Consider the following 2,273-nt stretch of genomic DNA (forward strand, 5'->3'; position numbering starts at 1 on the left):
GGCGACGGCGTCGTGGCGGGCGGTGCCGGCGCGGCGCTGCAGGGCGGCGCCGAGGACGGGGTAGCGGGCCTTCGGGTTGAGGTCGAGCGGCGGGCAGAAGGCCTTGGCCTCCGCGGCGCTCAGCCACTGGTTGTCGACGCCGTTCAGGCGGTTGGAATGGACGTGGCGCTGGAAGGACTGCACGTCGTGGACGTTGTGCGCCAGCATCAGCACGCCGCGCTTCGAGAACATGACGTTGTAGTTCAGGTCCTGGGAGAGGTTCTCCCAGAGGTCGAGGGCGTGGTCGTAGAGGCGCGCGCTCTCGTCGTAGAGGTAGTTCGAGCGGATGATGGTGGTGTTGCGGCCGGTGTTGCCGCCGCCGAGCCAGCCCTTGTCGATCACCGCGACGTTGGTCAGCCCGTGCTCCTTCGCCAGGTAGTAGGCGGCGCCGAGCCCGTGGCCGCCGGCGCCGACGATGACGACGTCGTAGGCGGCCTTCGGCTCGCGCTCGGGCCACTGCGCGGTCCAGTTCTTCTGGCCGGTCAGCGCGCCCCTGACGACCTGGGCGAAGGAGAAGTGCGTCATTGCCGAGCCTCCCGAAAGCTGTCGCGACTGCATGCCCGAAGGCGGCGATTCGAAGCTGTATGGATACGTCAGAAGCGTTGTATGCTCACGGCAGGAGGTGAGCGGCATGGCCAAGCTGAACGTGGGCTTCATCCTGGCGCGGCGGTTCACGCTCTGCGCCTTCGCGAACTTCGTCGACGTGCTGCGGCTGGCCGCCGACGAGGGCGACCGGTCGCGGCCGATCCTCTGCTCGTGGCGGGTGCTGTCGCCGACCATGGACCCGATCGCCTCGAGCAGCGGGATATCGGTGCGGCCGGAGGAGCGGCTCGGCGATCCGGCGCGGTTCGACTATCTGGTGGTGGTCGGCGGGCTGGTCGACGAGATCGAGAACCTGCATCCCGACACCGTGCGCTTCCTCCAGCGGGCGGCGGCGGCCGGGGTGCCGCTGGTCGGGGTCTGCACCGGCACCTTCGTGCTGCACCGGGCCGGGCTGATGCGGGGCTACCGCGCCTGCGTGAGCTGGTTCCACCATGCGGATTTCCTGGAGCGGTTCGACGGGCTCGAGCCGGTCAGCGACCAGATCTTCGTCGTCGACCGCGACCGGCTGACCTGCTCGGGCGGGGTCTCCTCGGCGCATCTGGCGGCGCATATCGTCGAGCGGCACCTCGGCCGCGCGCGGGCGGCCAAGAGCCTGCACATCATGATCATCGACCAGGCGATGCGGGCGGAGGAGCCGCAGCCGGGCATGCCGCTGGCGCTCGCCACCGGCGATGCGCTGGTCCGCCGGGCGCTCATCCTCATGCAGCAGTCGATCGACGCGCCGCTCTCGATCGCCCGGGTGGCGGAGCGGATGGCGGTGAGCCGGCGCAGGCTCGAGCGGCATTTCCGCGCGGCGCTCGGCATGACGCCGCTCGCGGCCGACCGGCTGATCCGGCTCGAGCAGGCGAAGCACCTGCTCGCGACCACGCGGCGGTCGGCGACGCAGATCGCGGCCGACACCGGCTTCTGCGACCTGCCGCACCTGATCCGGGTGTTCCGGGCCGGCGAGGGGGTGACGCCCGACACCTTCCGGCAGGCACGGGCGCAGCCCGAGCCGATGCATGATCCGTCGCCGCCGCGCGTCGGGGCGTAGTCGCGCGGGGGTTTCCCGGGCTCTCGCGGGGCGGGCGCTTCGCGTGTATTGTCACGGCTGGGGAACGGTGACCGGGCGGTTCGATGACGGACCTTTCGCCGAAGCGCGTCGATCGGTCGGTGGCGGCGCGCCTTGCCGGGGCGCTGCCGGTGGTGACGCTGGTTTCGGGGCCGGCCGGGTGCGGCAAGACCGAGCTCGCGCGCGATCTCGCGCGGCAGGCGGGGTTCCGCCATGCGGAGCTGCCGGTCGCGGCGCGGATGGCCGGGGCGGGGGCGTTTCTCGCCGCCGTGTCGACGGCGGCCGGCGCGGCGCTGCCCGGCGCGGACGTGCCGGCGCTCGCGGCCGACGACCTCCGCTTCGGGCATGTCTGGCTGGAGCGGCTGATGGCGGCCGCCGTCGCGGGCGGGCCGTTCTGCCTGCAGCTCGACGACCTGCACGAGCTCGGCCAGGGGTCGGCGGCCGAGCAGCTGCTGGCCGTTGCCGCCCGCGCCGCGCCGGCGGGGTTCCACCTGCTCGTCACGACGCGGCGGCCGCCCGGTCCGCCCTGGGCGCGCCTGCTTGCCGAAGGGATGGCGGTGCTTGTCGGGGTCGACGATCT

General features: G+C 72.6%; 3 protein-coding genes. 2 read left to right on the forward strand and 1 reads right to left on the reverse strand.

The window, feature by feature from the left end:
* A partial coding sequence (locus Q0112_RS04330) for an FAD-dependent oxidoreductase (protein ID WP_297971896.1) occupies positions 1–564 on the reverse strand: 564 nt, incomplete at its 3' end.
* Positions 565–670: 106 nt separating this feature from the next.
* On the opposite strand from Q0112_RS04330, the gene Q0112_RS04335 reads away from it, so the two are divergent.
* Both Q0112_RS04335 and Q0112_RS04340 read left to right on the forward strand, forming a co-directional pair.
* Entirely contained in the window at positions 671–1,675 is a 1,005-nt protein-coding gene (locus Q0112_RS04335) for a GlxA family transcriptional regulator (RefSeq protein ID WP_297971899.1), read from the forward strand.
* An 83-nt stretch (positions 1,676–1,758) separates the two neighbouring features.
* A partial coding sequence (locus Q0112_RS04340) for an AAA family ATPase (RefSeq protein ID WP_297971902.1) occupies positions 1,759–2,273 on the forward strand: 515 nt, incomplete at its 3' end.

The sequence above is a fragment of the uncultured Amaricoccus sp. genome (assembly GCF_937858865.1).
Taxonomy (GTDB): domain Bacteria; phylum Pseudomonadota; class Alphaproteobacteria; order Rhodobacterales; family Rhodobacteraceae; genus Amaricoccus.

Bases quoted from the DNA above. Each gene is read 5' to 3' on its own strand.
- Q0112_RS04335 (WP_297971899.1), top strand. From the start codon at position 671: ATGGCCAAGCTGAACGTGGGCTTCATCCTGGCGCGGCGGTTCACGCTC.